This is a genomic window from Desulfurobacteriaceae bacterium (assembly GCA_039832905.1).
GTDB lineage: Bacteria > Aquificota > Aquificia > Desulfurobacteriales > Desulfurobacteriaceae > Desulfurobacterium.
On record JBDOLX010000035.1, the window covers coordinates 1 to 2175 of the forward strand.

A 2175-nucleotide genomic window follows, 5' to 3' on the forward strand; every position below is an offset into this window, starting at 1 on the left:
AAGATGAAATACCAGTAGAAAAAATTCCTGTAGCAGTCATTGAATTTCTATTAACAAAGGAACAATCACTAAAAGACAGAATAGAACAGATTAAGCAGGAGTTCGTATCAAATTATCAGTCGCTTTTGGCGCGCAACTATATCCCTTATTTTATTGTTGTAGTAGCCGATAAAAGTGGAGATATAAAAAGAGTATTAGTTTTTGACATACCTTCTTTTCAGACACACGAACTTTCAAAAAAGAATATCACTAAACTATCAAATCTCCTGTCGCTTCCTATCATTCTTAAAAAAAGAGAATTGTTAGAGGGAATGTTCTCTAAGCAAAAGGATTTAGATGTTTTGGCTACTGATGATTACTCCTTTAACGGAAATAACGAGTTTGATTTTGATTTTTAACAGAACTTTACAGACTTAAACTTCGCGAGGAACTGGGTTTTAAGAAAATTATTTTCTCAGACGGCTTTAATTCATGGATTTACTATTTCCAAATCACTGTTGTAATCATCAAAAACCTGCCCCCACTTTTTTAACCCAAAATCTGTTCCCTCTTTTCGGCCCCGAAAGTTATCCACAGTTAAGTTGTGGATAAGTCAACTGTTGTGAAAATTGTCACACGTAGAAGCCAATCCAAGCCGGCAAGATTAGGCGGTTTTGGTGGGCTTAAAGATAGGATACTGCTTAATTACTTTTACAATCTGCTCAAAGCCCAAACCTGCTTCCGTTCCTTTCTTCTCTTTGGCAAGCCTTTGGGCTATTTCGTCTGCTTCAATAACTTTCAGTTTCTCTTCTTCAGGAAGAAGGTGAGCGTGTTTGCCTACATCTTCTCTGTAAACAGCCCATAGCATAATTTCTGCTATATCCGTTTCAAAACCTTCTTTACTTGCCTCTAACCAGTAACAATATTCTTCTACAAATCTCTTTAATTCGCTCACTTTTAGCCCCTCTAAACGACTTATAACCTACATCTTCCAGATTCTTTAATGACTTTTGGAACTCCTCTCTTTCTACCCTATAAGCAGTTAATATGCTTCCAGTTTCTCCCACAATAACAACCCACTTACATTTCCTACTATAGAAAATTCTATGCCAAAGATTCTCGCTTTTCCACTTAGGTGCTTCGTAAATAATCACGGAGGTATGCTCTGATAGAACTTCAAAGACTTTTTCTATGTATTCATCCTCAGAGAGAACATGTCCCTTCTCAATCCTCTTGTTAACATGCCATCTATATTTTTCCTCTGTTTCCCAAAGCTTTGGAAAGTTTGCTTTAATCTGTTCCCTACTGTTCCATTCAAGGGATTTCAGCCTTTTTAAGAACCGTTTTTCAATTTCCTCTTGCAGTTCCCATTTTTCAATCAACTCTTTTACTTCCTTCCACTCGGGGCATTCATCAGAAAAGTTATTCCGGCAAAGGTTTTTAGCTTTTTCAAGAATTTCTTCATCTCACGCCCGCATAGGTATGCACATTCTCCCCACCCATACCCAAGAAGAAAGGCTGCCCACCTGGTAGCTAAAATACTAAGAGCACTTAACATCCCACTCTTCAGAACACCAAAGCCCTTACCAGGAGGACAGCCCTAATGGTGGATATTAACCTATACCATGAGCTTAGAAAACCCTGCCCGTGCGAGAGAGCTTGTGAGAAAAGTCTTAGAACAGAACAAAGAGAACGTATCAAAAACAGCAAAAGTGTTGAACATTGACAGGAAAACAGTGAGAAGAGCAAGGGACGGAACACTTGAAGACCTTCCCGGAAACCCAAGAAAGTCTGGGATAAAATAGATTAGGATGCACAACGTCAGGACGGAGATAGAGATCAGGTTCGATAACGATTCTGCGTTCTGCAGTGGAAGCAAGAAGAAACTTGAAGAGTGGAACCGAGAATTTGGGAGGTTTGGTTGTAGGCTTTCTCCCATACCTCCCGGTGCCAAGTATCTGCAGGGGATTGTTGAAAACACTCACAGAAGGGACGATGAAGAGTTTCTTATTCCTTTTGTTGAGAGAGCTACCAATACGTATCAGTTTCTCTCTCGTGCTCAGAGCTGGCAGGACACCTGGAATTTTTATAGAAAAACGACAGGCTAAAACCCCGCTTTTCAAAGCGGGGATACAGCCCGACACTCCGAAGGGGTGTTGACTTTGAAACTGTGGTAAAATTAGGAAAACTACTTTC

General features: G+C 39.7%; 5 protein-coding genes. 3 read left to right on the forward strand and 2 right to left on the reverse strand.

Going from position 1 to position 2175, the window contains the following annotated elements; genetic code table 11:
- Nucleotides 1-398: hypothetical protein (locus ABGX27_02605; GenBank protein ID MEO2068382.1), on the forward strand; the 398-nt coding region annotated here is incomplete at its 5' end.
- A 245-nt stretch (nt 399-643) separates the two neighbouring features.
- On the opposite strand, the gene ABGX27_02610 is transcribed toward ABGX27_02605, so the two are convergent.
- On the reverse strand, nt 644-934 hold the full coding sequence (locus tag ABGX27_02610) for a hypothetical protein (protein ID MEO2068383.1): 291 nt from the start codon (nt 932-934) through the stop codon (nt 644-646).
- Complete coding sequence (locus ABGX27_02615) at nt 879-1361, reverse strand: hypothetical protein (protein MEO2068384.1); 483 nt, start codon at nt 1359-1361, stop codon at nt 879-881. The genes ABGX27_02610 and ABGX27_02615 overlap by 56 nt, the downstream gene beginning before the upstream one ends.
- Nucleotides 1362-1604: 243 nt before the next feature.
- Here ABGX27_02615 and ABGX27_02620 point away from each other — a divergent pair, with 243 nt between their 5' ends.
- Both ABGX27_02620 and ABGX27_02625 read left to right on the forward strand, forming a co-directional pair.
- The gene (locus ABGX27_02620; protein MEO2068385.1) at nt 1605-1784 is read left to right on the forward strand and encodes a helix-turn-helix domain-containing protein; all 180 of its coding nucleotides are present in this window, start codon (nt 1605-1607) and stop codon (nt 1782-1784) included.
- A gap of 6 nt (nt 1785-1790) precedes the next feature.
- Entirely contained in the window at nt 1791-2087 is a 297-nt protein-coding gene (locus ABGX27_02625; GenBank protein ID MEO2068386.1) for a hypothetical protein, read from the forward strand.
- Nucleotides 2088-2175: the final 88 nt, after the last annotated feature.